We start from the raw sequence: 19,674 nt of genomic DNA on the forward strand, positions 1-19,674 counted from the left end.
TTTCAGGGGGAGTTCTGAGGGAGTTCTGAGGGAGTTTCAGGGGGAAATCAGTGGGTGCTCGTCCGCTTCGCGGGCCTATCATCGGGCCGCGTCATCGCCCATCCCCGCGAAGGAGTCCCATGGCCGACATGACCTCGTTCCGTGACGCGGTCACCGCCTGGGTAGGCGGTGGTCCCGGTGGTCCCGGTGACGAGCGGGCGCGGGAGCTCGCGGCCGGGCTGGCCGAGGAGTTGCCGGTCAGGACCGTGGTCCTGCTCGAAGGGCCGAGCGACGTCAACGCCGTGGACGCGCTGGCCGAGAAGCTGGACCGGGACCTGGTCGGCGAGGGGATCTGCGTCCTGGCGATGGGCGGGGCGATGAGCGTCGGGCAGTACGCCCGGTTCCTCGGGCCGTCGGGGCTGCGGCTGCACCTGACCGGGCTCTGCGACGAGCGGGAGCGCGCCTACTACGAGCGCGGCTGGGCGCGGGCCGGCGCCGACCCCCGGGACTACTTCGTGTGCGCGGCCGACCTGGAGGACGAGCTGATCCGCGCGCTCGGCGTGGACCGGGTGACGGAGCTCATCCGCCAGGAGGGCGACCTGCGGCCCCTGGAGACCTTCCTGCGGCAGCCCGCGCAGCGGGACCGCACGCCGCAGCAGCAACTGCGGCGCTTCTTCGGCACCAAGAAGGGGCGCAAGATCCACTACGGCCGAGTGCTCGTCCAGGGGCTCACCCCCGACCGCGTACCCGCGCCGCTCGCCGACCTCTTCGACATCCTCTGACAGCAGGGCCGGGGCGCCTCACCGCCCGCTGAGCCGGTTCGCCAGGGTGGCCACCGGGTCCGTGGCCGCGCTGTGTCCGACGGCCTCGCGGCGGTCGGCGCCGCGGAAGGCCGCGTACATCGTCTGGACTCCGAGCCAGCGCAGCGGTTCGGGCTCCCACTTGCGGACCTTGTGGTTCACCCAGGGCAGGGCGGTCAGCTCGGTCGGGCCCGCCTGGCCGGAGTCCTGCTGGACGAGGTCGCGGAGGGTACGGGCGGCCAGGTTGGTGGTGGCGACGCCGGAGCCGACGTAACCGCCGGCCCAGCCGAGGCCGGTGGAGCGGTCGAGGGTGACGGTCGCGCACCAGTCGCGCGGGACGCCGAGGACACCGGACCAGGCGTGCGCGACGCCGACGCCCGCGAGCTGCGGGAAGAAGCGGACCAGGATCTCGCGCAGCGCCTCGATGGTCTGCGGCTGGGTGCGGCCGTCGTTGTCGGTCTTCGAGCCGAAGCGGTACGGGACGCCCCGGCCGCCGAGCGCGATGCGGCCGTCCGCGGTGCGCTGGGCGTACATGTAGGCGTGCGCCATGTCGCCGAGGGTCTCCAGGCCGTCCCAGCCGATCGACTCCCACTGGGCGTCGGTCAGGGGCTCGGTGGCGATCATGGAGGAGTTCATCGGGAGCCAGGTGCGGCGCTGCCCGGCGAGGGAGGCGGTGAAGCCCTCGGTGCAGCGCAGCACGTAGGGGGCGCGGACCGTGCCGTACGGGGTGACGGCGTGCTTCGGGCGGATCTCGGTGACCGGGGTGGACTCGTGGATCGTGACGCCCAGCGCCTCGACGGCGTCGGCGAGCCCCTTGACCAGCTTCACCGGGTGGAGGCGGGCGCCGTGCGGGGTCCAGCTGGAGCCGACCGCCCCGGCGACCCGGATCCGTTCGGCGGTCTCGCGCGCCCCGTACATCTCGCGGTCCTTCTCGCCGAAGGCGAGCTCGCCCGCGTGGAAGCCCTTGAGGCGGGCGAGCTGGGCGGGGGAGAGGGCGACTTCGAGGACGCCGCCGCGGTGGAGGTCGGCGTCGATGCCCTCGGCGGCGCAGACGTCGACGACCTCGGTGACGGTGTCGTTCATGGCGTGCTGGAGGCGGACGGCGGCGTCGTGACCGTGCAGCTGGGCGTAGCGGTCGCGGCCGGCGATGCCGTTGTAGAGCCAGCCACCGTTGCGGCCGGAGGCCCCGTAACCGCAGAACTTCGCCTCCAGGACGGTGACGTTGAGGAAGGGGGCGGCCTTCTTGAGGTAGTAGGCGGTCCACAGTCCCGTATACCCGCCGCCGACGATGCAGACGTCGGCGGTGGCGTCGCCGGGCAGCGGTTCGCGGGGTGCGGGGGCGCCCTCCTGGGCGTACCAGAACGAGATGCCGCCGTTGATCGTGCTCATGTCTATCCCTCTTCCGGGTCCGTGCGCGGGAGGCTACCGGGCCCTTCGTCCCCTGCATACGGGCCTTTCGCGGCGGTCCGGGCGGTGGCGCGGCGCCTAGCGTCGGGGATACGGATTTCGTCGTGTGCCGCTCGTCGCGGAAGGACTTTGCCATGCGTGTACGCAGGACCCGGCGGGCGGTGGCGGCGGTGCTGGCCGTCGCGGCCATCGGCCTGGCGGGAACGGCCTGTTCGCAGGGTTCCGGGGCCGGCGCGGCGGAGCTGACGGTGAGGTCGGCGGAGCACGGCGAGGCCCTGGCGGGTCTCCCCTCGTCCGTGGACGGGCCGAAGATCGTGGTCGGGCAGCCGAAGGCGCCGCACACCGTGACGGTTTTCGTCGATCCGCAGTGCGGCTACTGCGCGAAGTTCGAGGAGGCCTCCGGGACGGTCCTCGCGGACGCGGCGGCGACGGGGAAGGTGCGGGTCGAGTACGTGGTCGCCTCCTTCCTGGACGCCCGCACGGGCGGTACGGCGTCGGCCCGGGCGGCGAACGCGCTGCGGGCGGCGGCGGAGGCGGGCCCGGGGCGCTTCGCGACGTACCAGGCGGCGGTCTTCGCGAGCCAGCCCTCGGAGCACTCGAAGGACGCCTACTCCACGGACCACCTGCTGCGGATCGCCGACCAGGTGCCGGGTCTGCGGGGCGAGGCCTTCGACAAGGCCGTCCGGGAGAACACGTACAAGGACTGGGTGGCCGCCTCGGCGAAGGCCTTCGAGGACGCGGGCGTCGGCGGCACCCCCACGGTCCTGGTCGACGGCAAGCCGCTCCCCGCGGGCAACGCCCTCTACGACGCCACCCGATTCTCGGAGGCGCTGCGGGACGCCGGTCTCTAGTCTCGGGTACGTGACGATCCACGTACCGGACGAACTGGCGGCGACCCAGGCGAAGTACAACGGAGCGGCGGGCCGGGCCTTCATCGCGGCCCTCCCGTCCCTGGCGGAGGCGTACCTCGCCCGCTGGGACCTCCGCCTCACGGGCCCGTCGATGCACGGCGTGGCCTCCCTCGTCCTCCCCGTCCGCAGGAGCGACGACACCGCGGCCGTCCTCAAACTGCACCTCCTGGACGAGGAGAGCGAGGGCGAGCCGGCGGGCCTGCGCGTCTGGGACGGCGACGGCTCGGTCCGCCTCCTGGAGCACGACCCGGATACGGGCACGATGCTGCTGGAACGAGCGGGCCCGGCCACCGCCGCCCCCACCCACCTCTCGACCCACCCGGACCCCCGCGAGGCGGTGACGATCCTGGCCGACCTCCTGGCCCGCCTGACCGCCCACCCGGCCCCACCGGGCCTGCGCACCCTGTCCGACATCGCGACGCGGATGCTGGCCGACACCCCCTCCGCGGCGGCGCGCCTCCCCGCCCCCGACGCCCGCCTCCTCGCCGACTGCGCGGCGGCGGTACGGGAGGTCCTCCCCGAACCGGGCGACCGCCTCCTCCACTGGGACCTGCACTACGACAACATCCTGGCCGCCGAGCGCGAACCCTGGCTGGCCATCGACCCGAAGCCGCTCGCGGGCGACCCCGGCTTCGACCTGCTCCCCGCCCTCACCGACCTGTGGGACCCGGACCCGGCGGAGACCCTGTGGCGCTTCGACCTGCTGACCGACCGCCTGGCCCTGGACCGGGCGAGGGCGAGGGCCTGGACCCTGGCCCGAGTCCTCCAGAACGCCCTGTGGGACATGGAAGACGGCGAAGCGACTCTCAACCCCGATCAGGTGTCCATCGCCCGGACACTCCTGTCGCGAACGCTCTGACCAGGGCACCCTGGACCCATGATCCGCACCGCGACCCCCGCCGACGTCCCCGTCATCCACCGCATGATCCGCGACCTCGCGGAGTACGAGAAGGCCCTCGACGAGGCCCGCGCCACCGAGGCCCAGCTCCACGAGGCCCTCTTCGGCGACCGCCCCGCCGCCTACGCCCACATCGCCGAGACCCCCGAGGGCGAGCCCGCCGGCTTCGCCCTCTGGTTCCTCAACTTCTCCACCTGGCGCGGTGTCCACGGCATCTACCTGGAAGACCTGTACGTCCGCCCCGAACTCCGAGGCGGCGGCCACGGCAAGGCCCTCCTCACCGAACTCGCCCGCATCTGCGTGGACCGAGGCTACGAACGCCTGGAGTGGTCCGTCCTCAACTGGAACGCCCCGTCGATCGCCTTCTACGAGTCCCTCGGCGCCCGGCCCCAGGACGAGTGGACGGTCTACCGCCTGACGGACGAGGCGCTGGCGGGGCTGGGGGCGGCGTAGGCGTCAGCCGACGACGGGAACGGGGCGGTCCGGTGTGTCGAGCCAGGCCCGGACCGCCCCGTCGGGGCCCACGCTGAGCCCGAACCGCCCGAACTCGGGGCGGTCCTGGTCGTTCCACCAGGCGTGGGCCGCTCTGAGTTCGCTCCACAGCTCCCGCGGGCCGGATTGGTAGACCTCGAATTCCTCCGCGCCGGGTACGAAGTCGATCGACGCCCAGGACGTGACGTGGGTGTCGCGGAGCCAGAGCGTGTAGTGCCCGCCGTCGAGTTTCTCCGGGTACGGGAACATCCCCTGTGTCTGGAGTCCGATGGCGAACATGGGGAGCCAGCCGGCCACGTCCTCCGGGGACAGGGAGGTCGTCGTACGGCGGCCGTCGGCCGGCCACGGCTTCCCGCGCAGGTACGTCTTCACGTGCCTGCGGTAGGCGCGGTGCTGCCGGAGCCGCATGAAGGCGGAGGAGCCGACGAACGGGCCGGACGCGCTCCCGTCCTTCTGGACGGTCAGCCGGACCACGGCCTCCCCGCCGTACTCCGTGGCGTACGGGGAGACGATGATCCCGCCGGGGCGGGTCTGCCGGACGATGTCCGCCGGGATCTCCCGGAGGGAGGCCGTGATCAGTACACGGTCGTACGGCGCGCATGCGGCCCAGCCCTGGGAGCCGTCCCCGACGACGGCCACCGGGTTGTAGCCGGTGGCGTCCAGGCGGGCTCGGGCCGTGGACGCGTTCTCCGGATCGAACTCGATGGTGGTCACATGCTCTGAACCGACCCGTTCGGACAGCAGAGCCGCGTTCCAGCCGGTGCCCGTGCCTACTTCCAGGACCTCGGCTCCAGGCTGGACGTCCAGGGCCGCCAGCATGGAGAACACCATGGCGGGCTGGGAGTTGCTGCACGTCGGGATGTTGCCCCGGTCGGGTCCCGTGTGGTTGCCGTCGTCCCACTGGGTGGTCAGGGAGGTGTCCGAGTAGACCGCGCGGAACCACGCCTCCGGGTCGGTCCGGCGGTCGATGGCCGCTACCGGTCCGCCGTCGGCCGGGCCGACTCCGGGCCAGATCACGTCTGGGACGAACGACTCCCGGAGCACCGTTCGGTAGGCGGGGAGCCAGTCGGAGGTCAGGGCCCCGGCGTCCATGAGCCGGGAGGCCAGCCCCTGGGGGCCGGCCTGCGTCGTGGCGCGTTCGGTCACTTGGTGCCGCTGCCCTTCGTGTCGCTGTGGCCGGAGTCCTGTCCCTCCGAGCCGCCTCCGCCGTGACCGGCGCCCGACTGGCCGTCGTCCTGCTGGCTTCCGCCCTGGCCCGAGCCCGTGCCGCCGCCGTGCTGTCCGCCCATGAGCGTGCTCCTTCTCGTGATGGATGAGTGGTGCGGTGAGCCGCCCCGGCCGAGTCGTGCTCCTCTCGGCCAAGGGCGGTTGGTCGATCCCGAACTCGACGCTAGGAGGCTGTGGTTGCCTGGCGATACGTTGTTTTCTCGAATGTGCTCGACGAGTCGCACGGATTGCTCGGGTTTTCTCCTGGAGTCCGGCCGAACCTGTGGAACGGGGCTGGATCACCGACCAAGCTGTTGGATCGACATCGCTGGAAGGGAGAGCGTTCATGGCTCGTCAGCTGCGCTTCACCGGTACCGACAGCAAGATCGACGGTTGCCCCGCCCTGCACACGGACGTGGGAACCGGCGAGATCATCGTTCAGGGCACGCCGATCACCGACCCGGAAGACCTCGCACAGCTCCGGCACCTCGGCCCGGACGAGGCCGCCGTGGCCGTCCCGCGCGAACTGCTCGTGAACTGGGGACCGAAGGAGAGGGAACGCGTGCCTGACCTGGTCGACCGGGAGACCTTCCGGCGTCTCTTCGAGACCTTCGAGCACACCGCCTGGCGGCTGGAGACGCGGCGCGGCTACGCGTCGGACCGGGAGGACCCCGACTACCAGGCGTTCCTGGCCACCGGTTCCTCGCCCTGCGACCCGGAGGAGCCCTGGTTCGTCACCATCCGCGCCCAGGTGGACGCCGGCAAGACAGTGGGCCGCGTCCGCGTCGCCGACCGCCCGCCGACCACGGAGCAACTGTTCCTGCTCGACTACGCCCGGCACAACGCGGCGTCCGGCGAGGACATCCGTTACCTGTGGCGCGAGAACGCGGCCGGGCTGCCCGCCGAGGACTTCTGGATCTTCGACTCGCGGATCGTAGCCCTGCTTCACTTCGACGACGAAGACACCATGCTCGACATCGAGCTGATCACCGAACCGGCCGAAGTCGTCCGCTACTGCATCGCCCGTGACGCGGCCAGGCACCACGCCGTGCCGTACGAACGGTTCGCGGCGCAGGTGGCTGCGGCAGAGTGAGAGGCGACCCGTGAGCACGGACTACCAGCAGGCCCGGGAAGCGTTGGGGTCGCGACTCCGCGAACTTCGCTCCACCTGTCCTGCCGGCCGGCTCACGGGTCGACAGCTCGCACAACGGCTCGGCTGGCAGGGGTCCAAAGTCAGCAAACTGGAGAACGGGAAGCAGACGGCCTCGCCCGAGGACCTGCGGGCATGGGCCGACGCGACCGGGCAGCCGGACGTGTACCCCGAACTGGCCGCCCGCCTGGCCGGGTTCGAGTCCCACATCAGATCGTGGCGCAGGTCGCTGGCGAACGGCTTCAAGCCGATGCACGAGGGACTGACCGCCGAGATCGACCGCACCTCGGAGATCTGGGTGTGGGAGGAGGCGGTGGTTCCCGGACTGATGCAGACCCCCGAGTACGCACGCCGCGTCATCCAGCGGTACGCCGAGCTGTTGGGAGTGACCAAGGGCGTCGAGGACGCCGTACGGACTCGGGCCCAGCGCCAGGAGTGGCTGTACCGGCCCGGCAGGAAGCTGCGCGTGCTGTTGTGGGAGGCCGCGTTGCGCTCGTTGATCTGCCCGCCCTCCGTGCTGGCCGCCCAGCTCGACCGTCTGACCGGCATGATCGGCATGGACACGGTAGAGCTGGGCATCGTGCCGTTCACGGCGCCGGTGAAGATCGTGCCCGCCAACGGCTTCTGGGTCCTGGGGGACCGCCTGGTCGTCGCCGAGGACTGGCACGCCGAGCTGTGGCTGGACGACGCGGACAACATCGCTTTGTACAAGAAGGTTTGGAAGACCCTGAGGGAGTCGGCGGTGTACGGGGCCGACGCCCACAACGTCATCAACTCGGCGCGACGCGCACTGGGACCGCGCTGACCGGCAGGGGTGGCGCCTGGGACGGGGCGGGCGCGGTGTAGGAAAGGGGCATGGACACGGATATGGACATGGGTATTCAGGCGCGGTTCGAGCGGATCACCGGATTCATCGAGGCGCGGCTCACGCCGCTCTTCGATCCCGCGAACGGGAGCGATCACGGGTTCGGGATGGACGACACCTCCCGGGCGCTGCGGGCGCTTCGGTACAGCGTGCAGGCGGCTTCGGCTGTGAACGGGCTGGTGGAGAAGCGGGAGGCCGAGCCGGGGCTGCGGCTGGTGGTGGACCAGGCGCTGGAGCAGAACTGGGATGTCCTGCGGTCCATCGCCCGGATGTGGGAGGACCACCCCGACTTCCTGAAGGAGTTCAAGGGGCATTCCTGGGATGTGATCGGGGTCTGAGGTCCCCAGGGGGGGGCGAAGTCCCCCTGGTTTACGGGATCAGGACCACCTTGCCCGTCGTCCCCCGTGTTTCCAGTGCCCGGTGTGCCCGGGCCGCCTCGGCCAGGGGGAAGCGGTGGACGGCGGGACGCAGGGTGCCGGTCGTGGCGGCTTCCAGGGCGGCGCGTTCGAGGGTGCGGACGTCGCCGCCCGCCTTCTCGATCATGACGGGGCCCAAGACGCTCTCGGACCTGATGCCCCGTGCGGCGAGCTCCTCGGGCGTGAACGTGAGCGGCTCCCCGTCGTGGACGCCCTTGCCGGACCAGCCGAAGACCAGGTGCAGGCCGCCCGGGCCCAGCAGGTCGACCGCCGCGCGGCCGGTGTCGCCGCCGACCGAGTCGAAGACGACCGTCGCCGTACGGGCGCCGAGGTACGCGCGGACCTCCTCCGGCCACTCCGGGCGCGTGTAGTCGACGGCCAGGTCCGCGCCGTTCTCGCGGACCAGCGCGACCTTCGCGGGGCCGCCCGCGAGCCCGACGACGGTGGCGCCCGCGTTCTTCGCGTACTGCACGAGCAGCGTCCCGATGCCGCCCGCCGCCGCCGGGACGATCGCCACCGACTCGGGGCCGAGCTCCGTGAACTGGAGGATGCCGAGGGTCGTGCGGCCCGTGCCGATCATCGCGACGGCCTCCGCCTCGCCCAGGTGCGCGGGGAGTTCGTGGAGGCGGGCGGCCTCCGTGACGGTGAGCTCGGCGTAGCCGCCGGGCGCCATGCCGATGTGCGCGACGACCCGCTTCCCCAGCCAGCCGGGGTCGGTGCCCTCGCCGATCGCGTCCACCGTGCCGGCCACCTCGCGGCCGGGGATGGTGGGGAGCTCCGCCGGGGCGGGGAACGGGCCCGGCATCCCCTCGCGCAGCGCCGTGTCCAGGAGGTGCACCCCCGCCGCCGCGACCTTGATCCGGACCTGGCCGGGGGCGGGGACGGGGTCGGGGGTCCGCTCGTACGTCAGGTTCTCGGCGGGGCCGTGGGTGTGGAGGCGGATGGCGTGCATGGGGGCTCCCCGGGGTGGCTGCGTGGCTGGGTGGCTGCGTGGCTGAGTGGTTGGGTTGCTGTTCCTTGGCGCGCCTCCAGCCTCCGACCTCAAGCGTGCTTGAGGTCAAGGGGCTGTGCTTCCCGGGTTCCCCGTGTCGCCCGCAGCGCCAGCGACACCGCCTCCACCGCGCTCGTGAACGACACCTCCGCGAGGACGCCCGGCGCCGCCACCTGGTCGCCCGCCAGGTACACGCCGTCGCCCCGGTCGATCGCCGGGCGGTCGCGCCAGGTGGTGCCGGGGCGGTCCACCGCGCCCGTACGCCCGTTGGACACCGCCTCGCGCCGCCACACCGTCCGCTCCCGCCAGCCCGCGAAGCCCAGGTCCAGGAGCCGCTCCGCGTGCGCCACGCCGTCCGCCTTCGACTCGCCGGGGGCGATCGGGAGCTGGGCCTGGATCAGCTGCTCGCCCGCGGGGGCGAGGGTCGGGTCCTGGGTGGTGAAGCGCTCGACCCAGCCGGGCGCGTCCAGGTCGGAGAGCGCGAACGGGTCGCCCTTGCGGGTGCGCAGCGCCAGGTCGAACAGGACCGTGCGGCCCGACTCCCAGCTCAGTGACGGGTCGTCGAGCAGCCGGGCGGCCGAGGCGAGGGCGGTCGCGACGACGACCGGGCCCCCGTCCGTGGGCAGCGTGTCGATCCGCGACGAGGTCTCGATCCGTACGCCCAGCTCCCGGGCGCGCGCGGCCATCCGGTCGATCAGGCGCCCCCAGCCGCCCTTGATGAAGTGCGCCTCGGCCGGCACCGAGGCCGCCCGGTGCAGCCGCTCCTGCACGAAGCGGGCCGACAGGGCGCCCGGGTCGTGGTGGAAGAGCGCGACACCGCTGTACGCGGCGGCCGCGCGGGCCGCGGACTCGCCGACGAGGCCGGTCGCCCAGGTGAGGAAGTCGACGTCCACGGGCGCCTGTTCGGCCTTGCGGAAGGTCTGGCGCAGGAAGCCCAACGGGGGCATCCTGCGCAGCGCGCCCCGGTGGTGGAAGCGGAGCCTGGCGGCGTCGAGGGTGTGCAGCGGGGCGAGCTCGCCGAGCAGCCCGCGCTGCTTCAGCCAGGTCCAGTGGGGGCCGCCGTCGTAGATCGCGTGCGGTCCTTCGTTGGTGAGGTACGGGCCGTCGGCGGTGCGGGCCCGGCCGCCGAGGGAGTGGTGCGACTCGTACAGGGTGACCTCGGCGCCCGCCTCGGCGGCGGTGACGGCCGCGGTGAGTCCGGCGAAGCCGCCGCCGATGATGGTGATCGTCCGATTCTTCGGCATCTCTCGCTCCTGGTCCGCCCGGCCCGGTGTCGGGTTTCAGAGAGGGGACGGGTGGCGGGGGCGTGTTCGTGACATCGGCGGCGGGGCGTTGTCAGTGGCGTGCGTCACGATGGGGTGCATGAAGCGCAAGACGGTGCCGAAGGTGAAGCAGGCGAAGAAGCCGGAGGTGCGGCTGCCTCCCCTGGAGCCGTTCGGGGGGCCCGGCCTGGAGCCGGACGGGGATTACGACGGGGTGGCGTTCGAGAGCCTCGACCTGACGGGGCAGGACGGCGCGGGGGCGCGGTTCCTGGACTGCGCGCTGCGCGGCTGCTCGCTCGACGAGGCGCGGCTGACGTCGGCCCGCTTCCTCGATTCGGTCCTCGAAGGGGTACGGGGGGTGGGCACCGATCTCGCTGGGGCGCAGCTGCGGGACGTGGAGCTGGTGGACGCGCGGCTCGGCGGCACGCAGTTGCACGGGGCGGTCCTGGAGCGGGTCTGGGTGCGCGGCGGCAAGGCCGACTATCTGAACCTGCGGTCGGCGAAGCTGAAGGACGTCGTCTTCAAGGGCTGCGTGCTGAGCGAGCCCGACTTCGGGGGCGCGGTCCTGGAGCGGGTGGAGTTCGTCGACTGCGTCCTGCTCGGGGCGGACTTCGGCGGCGCCCGCATGAAGGACGTGGACCTGCGCACGGTCCAGCGCCTGGAGATCGCCCGAGGGGTGGACGCCCTGGCGGGCGCGGTGATCTCCACGGGGCAGCTGCTCGACCTGGCACCGGTTTTCGCGGCGCAGTTGGGGGTGCGGGTGGAGGACTGAGGGCACCCCCAGGGCCCAGGGCCCAGGCCCGCAGGCCCCCGCCCCGCCCCCTACCTCACCCGAGGAAACCGCGCCTGAAGCGCCCAGATCGCCGGATTGTCGCCAAGCCCCTCGTGCATGTCCGTGAGGTCCGCGATCAGGTCGTGGAGGAAGTCGCGGGACTCGCGGCGCAGGGCGGCGTGGTTGAAGGTGAGTGGGGGCTCGTCGCCGGGCATCCAGTCGGCCTCTACGTCCACCCAGCCGAAGCGGCGTTCGAAGAGCATCCGGTCCGAGGACTCGGTGAAGTCGAGCTCCGCGTACTGCGGCTGGGAGGCGCGGCTGCCGCGTGGGTCGGTGTCGAGCTGCTCGACGATGTCGCACAGCGCCCACGCGAAGTCGAGCACCGGCACCCATCCCCAGGCTGTGGACACCTCGTGGTCCTTCTCCGTGTCCGCGAGGTAGACGTCACCGCAGAACAGGTCGTGCCGCAGCGCGTGGACGTCCGCGCGGCGGTAGTCCGTCTGCGGCGGGTCGGGGAAGCGGCGGGAGAGCGAGTAGCCGATGTCGAGCACGGACCGATGGTGTCATGCCCGCGAGGAGCGGTGCACCGCCCGCGCCACCCGGGGCCCCAGCCAGCGCTTGAGGCGGCGCAGCGGCTCCAGCTGCCCGGCCGCCCGGTCCAGGCGGTAGTAGAGCTGCGGCGGGACGTGCGGGAGCAGCGGCGAGTGGCGCTGGCCCAGCAGGGCAAACATCTGGGCCGGCTCCAGGGTCATGTAGCGGGGCAGGTTCTCGTACCACTGGGCGCTGTAGCGGGCCGCGCTCTGGGCCGAGACCAGCTCCGCGCGGCGCCGCTTGCCGTACGTGGTGAGGGCGGCGTCCAGGTCGCCCCCGGACCGCAGGGCGGCGGCCAGCGCCAGGGCGTCCTCCAGGGCCAGCGTGGTGCCCGCGCCGATCGAGTAGTGGGTGGTGTGGGCCGCGTCGCCGAGCAGGACCAGGCTGCCGTGGTGCCAGGTCCGGGTGGTCAGCGTGCGGAAGGTCAGCCACTGCGCGCTGCCGTCCGCGTGCTCGCGCCCGATCAGCGGCTCGCCGTCGAGGAGGTCGGCGAACAGCTTCTCCAGGAGGTTCAGGCTGTCCGCCTCGTTCATCCGGTCGAGCCCGAGGCCGCTCCAGGTGGCGGGGGAGCACTCGACCACGCACGTCGACCGCTCGCCGCTGAAGCCGTACGCGTAACACCAGATCCAGCCGTGCTCGGTCTCCTTGAACGCGAAGCTGAAGGAGTCGAAGACCTTGGTCGTGCCCAGCCAGATGTACTGGTTGCGCCCGCTGGTCAGCTCGGCGCCGAAGCGGTCGGCGTGCGCCTCGCGCAGCGCGCTGTGCACGCCGTCGGCGGCGACGACCAGATCGGAGCCGGCCAGCTCGGGCGCGTCCGGGCCGCCGATCCCGTGCTCGAACTCGACGCGCACGCCGAGCTCCCGGGCCCGGTCGGCGAGGAGGTTCAGCATGCGGCGGCGGCCGATGCCGAAGCCGGCGTCGCCGTGGTGCGTGGTCCGCTCGTCGCGGACGATCGCGACGCCGTCCGTCCAGGTGACGGAGGCGGCGGCGATGGCCTCGGCGGAGGCGGGGTCGCCCGCCCGCAGCTTGTCGAGCAGCCCCGCCCAGTAGGTGACGCCCCAGCCGTACGTGGAGCCGGCCGGGTTCCGCTCGTACACGGTGATCTCGTGGGACGGGTCCTGGCGCTTCATCAGGATCGAGAAGTACAGACCGGCGGGCCCGCCGCCGACGACGGTGATCTTCACGTGCGCTCCCACGGAGATATGACACGGTGCGGTGGAATGGCAACGCAGGGTAGCAGCGTGGTGCCCGTCCGTGCCCGCGCCCCGCCCTGACCGCGGCGGTCGCCTACCCCAGCAGCCGCTGTTCCTTCGCCACCGCCACCGCGCCCGCCCGCGTGTCGACGCCCAGCTTCGCGTAGATGCGGCCCAGGTGGGTCTTGACCGTCGCCTCGCTGATGAACAGCGCCCGCGCGATCTCCCGGTTGCCCAGGCCGCGCGCCAGCTGCCCGAGGATGTCGCGCTCCCGGTCCGTGAGCGTGGGGCCCGCCGCGCCCCGCATCCGGTCCATCACCCGGCTCGCGACCGGCGGCGACAGCGTCGTACGGCCCTGGGCGGCGGAGTGGATCGCGGCGAACAGCTCCTCGGGGCGTTCGGCCTTCAGGAGGTAGCCGGTGGCGCCCGCCTCGATCGCCCGGGTGATGTCGGCGTCCGTGTCGTACGTGGTGAGGACCAGGACGTGGACGCCGGAGCCCGGTACCGCGATCCGGCGGGTCGCCTCCACGCCGTCGATGCCCGGACCGAGCTGGAGGTCCATCAGGACGACGTCCGGCCGCAGATGGCCGGCCATCGCGACGGCCTCCTCGCCGCTGCCGGCCTCGCCGACCACCTCGATGTCGGGGGCGCTGCCCAGCAGCGCGAGCAGCCCGGCGCGGACCACCGCGTGGTCGTCGCAGAGCAGGATCCGTACGGTCACTCGCCTGCCTCCAGGGGATGGGAGAGGGGGATCGCGGCGGAGAGCACGGTGCCCTCGCCGGGGGCGGACTCGATCGTCAGCGTGCCGCCCAGCTGCTGGGCCCGCACCCGCATCGCGGGCAGCCCGTGGCCCCGTACCCCCGCGTCGGGGCGGGCGAGCGCCGGGTCGAAGCCGCGCCCGTCGTCGGCGACGTCCAGGACCACCTGGTCGTCCAGGTACGTCAGGGTGAGCGCCGCCGAGGCCGCCGACGCGTGCTCGCGGATGTTGGCGAGGGCGCCCTGCGCGATCCGCAGCAGCGCCGACTGCACCCGGTCCGGCAGCGCCACGGCCGTCCCGTCCACCCGGAACGCGGCCGACTCGCGCGCCGCGAGCCCGCGCAGCGCCTGTTCGAGGCCGCCGCCCTCGGCGAGGTCCGCGGGGGCCAGGTCGTGCACGAAGCGCCGGGCCTCGGCGAGGTTGCGCTCGGCGATCGACTCGGCCGTACGGACGTGCCGGCGGGCGGTCGCGGGGTCGCTGTCCCAGGTGCGCCCGGCGGCCTGGAGCAGCATCCGCTGGCTCGAAAGGCCCTGCGCCAGCGTGTCGTGGATCTCCATGGAGAGCCGCTGCCGCTCCGCCAGCGTGCCCTCGCGGCGCTCGGTCGCGGCCAGCTCCCTGCGGGTGCGGATCAGGTCGTCGATCAGCGCCCGCTGCCGGTCCGCCTGCCGCTCGGCGTGCACGAACACGGCGGTCGCGATGGCGGCGACGGCCGGCGGGGCGATCACCAGGTTCGGGTCGAAACCCTCGTCGGACAGCTTCACCTGCGCCGCCACCACGAACACGGTGAGCAGCGCGACCAGGCCGAACGCGGCCCGTGACGGCAGGGTGCGCAGGCCCGTGTAGAAGAGCGGCACCGCGCACCAGGCGAAGCTGGGCGCGAGCACCACCAGGACCATCCACACGGCGACGACCGTGCCCAGCCAGGCGATCCGCCGGGGCGTGGCCCGGGTGCCGAGGACGGGCCCGAGGAGGTACAGGGACGCGAGCGCGCCGGAGAGGGCGACGATCCAGGGGCTGCGGTCCTCCCACGGGTGGCGCAGCAGGAAGCGGGCCAGCGAGGCGCCGAGGAGCAGGAAGAAGGCGACGTGCATGACCCGCGCCAGCCAGCGGGCGTCGGGATCCTGCCGGCCCTGCTCCATCATCCACCTTCTCGTTACGCGCCTGACCTGGGAATACGTATCCATCCTGGCCCAAGGGGACCAGAGCGGCATCAACCGATCGGCTGACACCCCCGTCCTCCACTATGCGCGGCGGGGCGAGCCGGAACGTGGACCGTCCGGCCCCGATTCCGGGCCGAGGATCGATAGCAGAGCGAACGGAACACCGACACCGGCCGCCGCCCTCGACTCCCAGGAGCCCGCCATGAAGAAGAAGATCCTCCTCGGCACCACCGCCGCCGCCGTCATCGCCGCCGGCACCTTCGGCGCCGTCTCCGCCAACGCCTCCGCCCCGCAGGCCGCGCCCGCCGCCGCCGTCGCGAAGAAGGCCGGCGCCGACAACGACAACCTGCGCCAGGACACCCACCTGACGATCGAGGCCGCCACCAAGGCCGCGCAGGCCACCCTGAAGGCCGCCGAGAAGGAGAACCAGCGGGTCTCCGTCGCCGTCGTCGACCGCAACGGCAACACCCTCGTCACCCTGCGCGGCGACGGCGCGGGCCCGCAGTCCTACGAGTCGGCCGAGCGCAAGGCGTTCACCGCCGTCTCCTGGAACGCCCCGACCTCCGTCCTCGCGGGCCGCCTCGCCCAGGCCCCGAACCTGAAGGACATCCCGGGCACCCTCTTCCTCGCCGGTGGCGCGCCCGTCACCGCGAACGGCGCCCCGATCGCCGGCATCGGCGTGGCCGGCGCGCCCTCGGGCGACCTGGACGAGAAGTTCGCCCAGGCGGGCGTGGCGACCCTGAACGACTGACCCCGTACCGTCGGCCGCGCCCGCGGCCGGCACCCCGTACCTCAGCGGCGCCCGGACCCCCCGCCGGGCGCCGCTGATCCGCGTGCGCGCGGTGGCTGATTCGTACCGCGATCCATTCGTACGTCTGTTTAGGATCGGTTCGTGAACACGCGCGCCCGCTCCGGAGCCCTGGCCCTGACCGTCGCCCTCGCCCTGCTCGCCGCCGGCTGCACCGGCGGCGGTGCCGGCGGGGTCACGGGCAAGCCCGGCGCCGCCGGTCTGCGCGACCCGTACTTCCCCCGGCTCGGCAACGGCGGCTACGACGTCGGGCACTACGGCCTCACCCTCGCGTACGACCCCGCCTCCGGCCGCCTCGACGGGCGCGCCGAGATCACCGCGAAGGCCACCCAGGACCTCAGCGCCTTCAACCTGGACCTCGCCGGGCTCACCGTCCGCGAGGCCACCGTCGACGGCGAGCCCGCCGCCGTCAGCCGCGCCGGGAACGAGCTGACGCTGCGGCCGGGCCGGGACATCGACGAGGGCGCCGAGTTCCGCACCGTCGTCACCTACGACGGCGTCCCGGAGACCATCACGGACCTGGACGGCTCCAAGGAGGGCTGGCTCAGGACCACCGACGGGGCCCTCGCGGTCGGCGAACCGACCGGCTCCATGGCCTGGTTCCCCGGCAACCACCACCCCTCCGACAAGGCCGCGTACGACGTCACCGTCACCGTCCCGGCCGGGGTGAAGGCCCTCTCCAACGGCGTCCTGACCTCCGAGAAGACGACCGCCGACGGGCGCACGACCTCCGTCTGGCACTCCGCCGAGCCGATGGCGAGCTATCTCGCGACCCTGGCGATCGGGCGGTACGACACGGCGACCGCGACCGCCCTCGGCAAGGTCCCCGTCCTCACCGCCGCCGACCCGGAGGTCACCGCCAAGAGCGCCGCGCTGCGCGCCAAGGTGCCGGAGATCCTGAAGTGGCAGACGGAGAACTTCGGCCCGTACCCCTTCGCGGCGGCCGGGGCGATCGTCGAGCGCGACGGCGACCTCGGCTACGCCCTGGAGACCCAGAGCCGCCCGGTCTTCCCCATCGGCTCCTTCGACACCACGACCCTCGTCCACGAGCTGGCCCACCAGTGGTACGGCGACTCGGTGACGCCCGCGTCCTGGAAGGACATCTGGCTGAACGAGGGCTTCGCGACCTACGCGGAGTGGCTGTACGCGGAGGACTTCGGGAACACGCCCGCGCAGAAGAGCTTCGAGCGGGCCTTCTCCGACGAGGACGCCTGGGCCTTCCCGCCGGCCGAACCGCCCACCGCCGAGGACCTGTTCGGCTCGCCGGTGTACCAGCGGGGCGCGATGGTGCTGCACAAGATCCGGCAGGCGGTCGGCGACGACACGTTCTTCGAGATCCTGTCCGGCTGGCCGGCGAAGTACCGGTACTCCACCGCCACCACCGAGGACTTCACGCGGTACGTGGAGTCGGTGGCGGGCAAGGACCTGAGCGGTCTGTGGGATGTGTGGCTGTACGGGGACGGGAAGCCCGACAAGCCGTAAGGCCGGCTCTACAGCGCCTTGCGCAGCACGACGCACGGGCGCCCGTGGGCGAGGTCCCGGCGGCGCGCGGTCTCCTCGTAACCGAGGGAGGTCCAGAAGGCGAGCGCCCGGGGGTTGTTCTCCAGGACGGCCAGCTTCAGGCCCGTACGGCCCTGGGCGCGGAAGTCCTCCTCGACGTACGCGGCGAGGCGGCGGCCGAAGCCCGCGCGGTGCGCGTCGGCGTGGACGAGCAGCAGGCCGAGCCATGGATCGGGGTCGGCCGGGTCGGGGTGGCGGCCGAGGGTGACGGCCAGGGCGACCAGGCGCCCCTCGGAGCGGGCGAGCAGCGCCCCGGCGGTCGGCTGGGACAGCTCGTCGGCGAGGGCGGCGGCGACCTGCTCGGGCCGGATCCGGGCGGGGTCCGGGAAGTCGCCGCTGAGCTCGTGGAACTCCTCGTTCGAGGCGTAGAGCGCGGTGAGTTCGGTGAGCAGCGGGCCGGGGAGGTCGTACGGGTCCTTGGCGGTCAGCGGTTCGACGATCACCGGGCAAGCGTAGAGCCCCGGCGCGCGGGCGCCGGGGCTCGTGGTCACGCGGTGCGGACGGCTCAGATGTTGACGCCGAAGTCGCGGGCGATGCCCTCAAGGCCGGAGGCGTAGCCCTGGCCGACGGCGCGGAACTTCCACTCGGCGCCGTTGCGGTAGAGCTCGCCGAAGACCATGGCGGTCTCGGTGGCGGCGTCCTCCGACAGGTCGTAGCGCGCGATCTCGGCGCCGCCGGCCTGGTTGACGATGCGGATGTACGCGTTGCGGACCTGGCCGAAGTTCTGCGAGCGGTTGACCGCGTCGTAGATGGAGACCGGGAAGACGATCTTGTCGACGTCGGCCGGGAGACCCGCCAGGTTGACGTTGATCTGCTCGTCGTCGCCGCCGCCCTCGCCGGTGCGGTTGTCACCGGTGTGGACGATGGTCTGGTCCGGGGTGGACTTGTTGTTGAAGAAGACGAAGTGCCCGTCGGAGACGACCTTGCCGAGCCCGGAGACGCCGATGGCGGACGCGTCGAGGTCGAAGTCCGTGCCGGTGGTCGTGCGGACGTCCCAGCCGAGGCCCACGGTGACGGCGGTGAGGCCGGGGGCCTCCTTGGTCAGGGAGACGTTGCCGCCCTTGGAGAGGCTTACAGCCATGGGGAGTCCCTTTCATCGCGGTGTGTTCGTACGGGACAACGCGCGGGGGTGCGCGTCGGTTCCAGCGAGATGCTCAGGGAGATCCCAGCACGGATCGGCGGGGAAAACGGGGTGACGCGAGGGAGCGGTGGCGGGGAACATGGAAGGCATGTCCGGTCCGTATCCCATCCGCGGCTCCGTCTCGCTTCCCGAGGCCGAGCTCCTGTGGCGTTTCTCGCGGTCGTCGGGGCCGGGCGGGCAGCACGTCAACACCAGCGACTCCCAGGTGGAGCTCCGCTTCGACCTGGCGGCGACGGAGGCGCTCCCCGAGGTCTGGAAGGCCCGCGCGCTCGAACGGCTCGCGAGCCGTCTGGTGAACGGGGTCGTCACGGTCCGCGCCTCGGAGCACCGCTCCCAGTGGCGCAACCGGGAGACCGCCGCCGTCCGCCTCGCCGCGCTGCTGGCCGAGGCCACCGCGCCGCCGCCGAAGCCGCGCCGCCCCACGAAGATCCCGCGCGGGATCAACGAGCGCCGGCTGCGGGAGAAGAAGCAGCGCTCGGACACCAAGCGGGGTCGGCAGGGGCGGGGCTGGTAGAGCGCCGGGCCTCAGCCCAGCGTCCGGTACTTCCCCCGGAAGTACGTCAGGGGGCCGCCCTCCGCCGAGGGCAGGCTCGTGGCGAGCACGCGCCCGACGACCAGGGTGTGGTCACCGGCGACGACGCGGCTCTCCGTACGGCACTCCAGGGTCGCGAGCGCGCCGCCGATCAGCGGGGCGCCGCTGTGCGCGCCGCGCGTGTAGGGGAGGTCCGCGAAGAGCAGCCGGTCGCTGACCCGGCCCTTCATCGCGAAGCGTCCGGCGACGTGCCGCTGGCTCTCGGCGAGCAGCGAGACCGCCCAGACGGGCACCTCGGCGAGCAGGTCGTCCATGCGCGAGTCGTTGCGCAGGCTGACCAGGACCAGCGGCGGGTCGAGCGAGACCGACAGGAAGGCGGTCGCCGTCATGCCGACGTCCTCGCCGGACGGGCCGTCGTCCGGGTCGTGCGCCGTCACCAGGACCACGCCCGCCGCGAGGCGGGACATCGCCGCCTTGAAATCGTCGTCGCTCACCCCCTCAGCATGCGGGATGGCCAGGTCACGGACGGGCGGCCGGACGGGGGACGGGGCGGGAGTCTTCTGCAGCACCCTCGCACGCTAGTCCGGCGCGGCGGCCCCTTACATCGGGCCCCGGGACCATTCATGGTTCCCCCGCCGGTCCTAGGACCCCTTTCACCCACCCTCCGCGCACTGTTCACAGGTCGTTCGGAATACCCGACAGGGCCCTGTGACTTGAGTCACAGAGTGCAGTATTTGTTGACCCTGTGTACCGGGTGCACAGCTCGCTGTGATTCAGTGGCTG

23 protein-coding genes are annotated in these 19,674 nt (G+C 72.6%); 11 read left to right on the forward strand and 12 right to left on the reverse strand.

Features of this window, described 5'->3' with window-relative positions; translation table 11 throughout:
- Positions 1-119 precede the first annotated feature (119 nt).
- Positions 120-761 (forward strand): TOPRIM nucleotidyl transferase/hydrolase domain-containing protein, encoded by a 642-nt coding sequence (locus tag ABTZ54_RS03310; protein ID WP_351656687.1) that lies wholly within the window; start codon positions 120-122, stop codon positions 759-761.
- Between the two features lie 18 nt (positions 762-779).
- Here ABTZ54_RS03310 and ABTZ54_RS03315 read toward each other — a convergent pair whose 3' ends face one another.
- Positions 780-2,168 carry an NAD(P)/FAD-dependent oxidoreductase gene (locus ABTZ54_RS03315; protein ID WP_351656689.1) on the reverse strand — a complete coding sequence of 463 codons (1,389 nt, stop codon included), beginning with the start codon at positions 2,166-2,168 and terminating at the stop codon, positions 780-782.
- 152 nt (positions 2,169-2,320) lie between these two features.
- On the opposite strand from ABTZ54_RS03315, the gene ABTZ54_RS03320 reads away from it, so the two are divergent.
- Genes ABTZ54_RS03320 through ABTZ54_RS03330 form a run of 3 tightly spaced genes read left to right on the forward strand, consistent with a single transcriptional unit; the run spans position 2,321 to position 4,448 of the window.
- Positions 2,321-3,037 (forward strand): DsbA family protein, encoded by a 717-nt coding sequence (locus ABTZ54_RS03320; RefSeq protein ID WP_351656691.1) that lies wholly within the window; start codon positions 2,321-2,323, stop codon positions 3,035-3,037.
- A gap of 10 nt (positions 3,038-3,047) precedes the next feature.
- The gene (locus tag ABTZ54_RS03325; RefSeq protein ID WP_351656693.1) at positions 3,048-3,956 is read left to right on the forward strand and encodes an aminoglycoside phosphotransferase family protein; all 909 of its coding nucleotides are present in this window, start codon (positions 3,048-3,050) and stop codon (positions 3,954-3,956) included.
- An 18-nt stretch (positions 3,957-3,974) separates the two neighbouring features.
- Entirely contained in the window at positions 3,975-4,448 is a 474-nt protein-coding gene (locus ABTZ54_RS03330) for a GNAT family N-acetyltransferase (protein ID WP_351656695.1), read from the forward strand.
- 3 nt (positions 4,449-4,451) lie between these two features.
- Here the strand turns inward: ABTZ54_RS03330 and ABTZ54_RS03335 are convergent, their stop codons facing one another.
- Positions 4,452-5,633: a methyltransferase domain-containing protein gene (locus ABTZ54_RS03335; protein WP_351656697.1), complete on the reverse strand. Its 1,182-nt coding sequence runs from the start codon at positions 5,631-5,633 to the stop codon at positions 4,452-4,454.
- Positions 5,630-5,776: a hypothetical protein gene (locus tag ABTZ54_RS03340; protein WP_190344470.1), complete on the reverse strand. Its 147-nt coding sequence runs from the start codon at positions 5,774-5,776 to the stop codon at positions 5,630-5,632. The genes ABTZ54_RS03335 and ABTZ54_RS03340 overlap by 4 nt, the downstream gene beginning before the upstream one ends.
- Before the next feature lie 263 nt (positions 5,777-6,039).
- On the opposite strand from ABTZ54_RS03340, the gene ABTZ54_RS03345 reads away from it, so the two are divergent.
- From ABTZ54_RS03345 to ABTZ54_RS03355, 3 genes are read left to right on the forward strand one after another with little or no spacing between them, the layout of a single operon-like run.
- Complete coding sequence (locus ABTZ54_RS03345) at positions 6,040-6,786, forward strand: DUF6879 family protein (RefSeq protein ID WP_351656699.1); 747 nt, start codon at positions 6,040-6,042, stop codon at positions 6,784-6,786.
- Positions 6,787-6,796: 10 nt separating this feature from the next.
- Entirely contained in the window at positions 6,797-7,648 is an 852-nt protein-coding gene (locus tag ABTZ54_RS03350; RefSeq protein ID WP_351656701.1) for a helix-turn-helix domain-containing protein, read from the forward strand.
- A 50-nt stretch (positions 7,649-7,698) separates the two neighbouring features.
- On the forward strand, positions 7,699-8,046 hold the full coding sequence (locus ABTZ54_RS03355; RefSeq protein WP_351656703.1) for a hypothetical protein: 348 nt from the start codon (positions 7,699-7,701) through the stop codon (positions 8,044-8,046).
- A gap of 31 nt (positions 8,047-8,077) precedes the next feature.
- Here ABTZ54_RS03355 and ABTZ54_RS03360 read toward each other — a convergent pair whose 3' ends face one another.
- Both ABTZ54_RS03360 and ABTZ54_RS03365 read right to left on the reverse strand, forming a co-directional pair.
- A complete protein-coding gene (locus tag ABTZ54_RS03360; RefSeq protein WP_351656705.1) occupies positions 8,078-9,076 on the reverse strand; it encodes a zinc-binding dehydrogenase in 999 nt (332 codons plus the stop codon).
- An 89-nt stretch (positions 9,077-9,165) separates the two neighbouring features.
- Entirely contained in the window at positions 9,166-10,359 is a 1,194-nt protein-coding gene (locus tag ABTZ54_RS03365) for an FAD-dependent oxidoreductase (RefSeq protein ID WP_351656707.1), read from the reverse strand.
- 118 nt (positions 10,360-10,477) lie between these two features.
- On the opposite strand from ABTZ54_RS03365, the gene ABTZ54_RS03370 reads away from it, so the two are divergent.
- On the forward strand, positions 10,478-11,149 hold the full coding sequence (locus tag ABTZ54_RS03370; protein ID WP_351656709.1) for a pentapeptide repeat-containing protein: 672 nt from the start codon (positions 10,478-10,480) through the stop codon (positions 11,147-11,149).
- A 50-nt stretch (positions 11,150-11,199) separates the two neighbouring features.
- Here ABTZ54_RS03370 and ABTZ54_RS03375 read toward each other — a convergent pair whose 3' ends face one another.
- The 4 genes from ABTZ54_RS03375 to ABTZ54_RS03390 form a co-directional block, all read right to left on the reverse strand.
- The gene (locus ABTZ54_RS03375; RefSeq protein ID WP_351656710.1) at positions 11,200-11,700 is read right to left on the reverse strand and encodes a hypothetical protein; all 501 of its coding nucleotides are present in this window, start codon (positions 11,698-11,700) and stop codon (positions 11,200-11,202) included.
- A gap of 12 nt (positions 11,701-11,712) precedes the next feature.
- Positions 11,713-12,924, reverse strand: coding sequence for an FAD-dependent monooxygenase (locus ABTZ54_RS03380; protein ID WP_351656712.1), 1,212 nt, complete (start codon positions 12,922-12,924; stop codon positions 11,713-11,715).
- Positions 12,925-13,027: 103 nt separating this feature from the next.
- A complete protein-coding gene (locus ABTZ54_RS03385; protein ID WP_351656714.1) occupies positions 13,028-13,654 on the reverse strand; it encodes a response regulator in 627 nt (208 codons plus the stop codon).
- Positions 13,651-14,832 carry a sensor histidine kinase gene (locus ABTZ54_RS03390; protein ID WP_351656716.1) on the reverse strand — a complete coding sequence of 394 codons (1,182 nt, stop codon included), beginning with the start codon at positions 14,830-14,832 and terminating at the stop codon, positions 13,651-13,653. The genes ABTZ54_RS03385 and ABTZ54_RS03390 overlap by 4 nt, the downstream gene beginning before the upstream one ends.
- A gap of 220 nt (positions 14,833-15,052) precedes the next feature.
- On the opposite strand from ABTZ54_RS03390, the gene ABTZ54_RS03395 reads away from it, so the two are divergent.
- A complete protein-coding gene (locus tag ABTZ54_RS03395) occupies positions 15,053-15,601 on the forward strand; it encodes a GlcG/HbpS family heme-binding protein (protein ID WP_351656718.1) in 549 nt (182 codons plus the stop codon).
- Positions 15,602-15,742: 141 nt separating this feature from the next.
- Positions 15,743-17,140, forward strand: a complete 1,398-nt coding sequence (locus ABTZ54_RS03400) for a M1 family metallopeptidase (protein WP_351656720.1) — start codon at positions 15,743-15,745, stop codon at positions 17,138-17,140.
- 8 nt (positions 17,141-17,148) lie between these two features.
- Here the strand turns inward: ABTZ54_RS03400 and ABTZ54_RS03405 are convergent, their stop codons facing one another.
- On the reverse strand, positions 17,149-17,661 hold the full coding sequence (locus ABTZ54_RS03405; protein ID WP_351656722.1) for a GNAT family N-acetyltransferase: 513 nt from the start codon (positions 17,659-17,661) through the stop codon (positions 17,149-17,151).
- Positions 17,662-17,723: 62 nt separating this feature from the next.
- Positions 17,724-18,299, reverse strand: a complete 576-nt coding sequence (locus tag ABTZ54_RS03410; RefSeq protein WP_351656724.1) for a TerD family protein — start codon at positions 18,297-18,299, stop codon at positions 17,724-17,726.
- Positions 18,300-18,438: 139 nt separating this feature from the next.
- Between ABTZ54_RS03410 and arfB the strand changes: the two genes are divergently transcribed.
- Positions 18,439-18,873 carry an alternative ribosome rescue aminoacyl-tRNA hydrolase ArfB gene (arfB, locus tag ABTZ54_RS03415; RefSeq protein WP_351656726.1) on the forward strand — a complete coding sequence of 145 codons (435 nt, stop codon included), beginning with the start codon at positions 18,439-18,441 and terminating at the stop codon, positions 18,871-18,873.
- 11 nt (positions 18,874-18,884) lie between these two features.
- Here the strand turns inward: arfB and ABTZ54_RS03420 are convergent, their stop codons facing one another.
- Complete coding sequence (locus ABTZ54_RS03420) at positions 18,885-19,460, reverse strand: flavin reductase family protein (RefSeq protein ID WP_502997174.1); 576 nt, start codon at positions 19,458-19,460, stop codon at positions 18,885-18,887.
- Positions 19,461-19,674: the final 214 nt, after the last annotated feature.

Source organism: Streptomyces sp. NPDC094032 (genome assembly GCF_040303965.1).
Classification (GTDB): domain Bacteria; phylum Actinomycetota; class Actinomycetes; order Streptomycetales; family Streptomycetaceae; genus Streptomyces.